Below are 1,162 nucleotides of genomic sequence, written 5' to 3' on the forward strand. Positions count from 1 at the left end.
GGCGATTGCCGCCGTACTTGGCGCGAATGAAAAGCGCAGCGGATATTTTGAGGGCGGCGGCTATCTTGTGTCGTGGTGTATCGGGCATTTGATTAGCCTTGCGGACGCGGCGACCTACAACGAGCAGTACCGAAAATGGAAGTACGACGATCTCCCCATTGTCCCGCAGAAGTGGCAGTTTGTGATTGCCAGCGGCAAGGAGCAGCAGTTTTCCATTCTCAAAGACCTTATGCACCGCAGCGACGTTACCGAGATTGTCAACGCTTGCGACAGCGGGCGCGAGGGAGAACTCATTTTCCGCTTTGTCTATGAACAGGCGAATTGCAAAAAGCCCTTTTCCCGCCTTTGGATTAGCAGCATGGAAGCAAGTGCAATCCGCGAGGGCTTTTCAAACCTCAAAGACGGGCGCGGCTATGATAACCTCTATCAATCCGCGCTTTGCAGAGCAAAGGCCGATTGGCTCATTGGCATTAACGCGACCCGCCTTTTTTCTATCCTCTATCACAAAACGCTGAATGTCGGCAGAGTGCAAACGCCTACCCTTGCTATGTTGGTAAACCGCGACTATGCAATCAGCAGCTTTAAGAAAGAGAAATATCATGTCGTCCGGCTGGACGTTGGCGGCGTTGCCGCCCTTTCCGAAAGGCAGGACGACGAAGCGGCGGCGCGGCAGATGAAAGCGGCTTGCGAGAAATCGCAGGCCGTTTGCACTTTTCTTAAAAAAGAGAAAAAGACCGCAGCCCCGCCGAAGCTGTTTGACCTCACCGCCTTGCAGCGGGAAGCAAACCGCTTATATGGGTTTACGGCGAAACAGACCCTTGACTATGCGCAAGCCCTCTATGAAAAGCGGATTTTGACCTATCCCCGCACCGACAGTAAATATATCACTTCCGATATGGAGGGCAGCACAAAAGAACTCATTACCGGGCTTTGTTCTCTGCTTCCCTTTATGCAGGGCGTGAAGCTGCAAGCCGACCTTACAAGGATTTGCGACAACAGCAAAGTAACCGACCATCACGCCATTTTGCCGACAGCGGAGTTTTTGAAAAACGGTTTTGCGCCCCTTGCCGAGAGCGAGAAAAAGCTAATGACCCTTGTATGCGCAAAACTGCTTTGCGCCGTTGCCGCGCCCTATACCTATGAAGCAGTTACGGCGGTTTTC

The 1,162-nt window shown here is 52.6% G+C and carries 1 protein-coding gene; it reads left to right on the forward strand.

Features of this window, described 5'->3' with window-relative positions; all coding sequences use genetic code 11:
* Positions 1–1,162: DNA topoisomerase (locus HMPREF0373_RS07050; protein ID WP_021738983.1), on the forward strand; the 1,162-nt coding region annotated here is incomplete at both ends.

Origin of the sequence: Eubacterium ramulus ATCC 29099 (assembly GCF_000469345.1) — a bacterium.
In the GTDB taxonomy this organism is placed as follows: Bacteria; Bacillota; Clostridia; order Lachnospirales; family Lachnospiraceae; genus Eubacterium_I; species Eubacterium_I ramulus.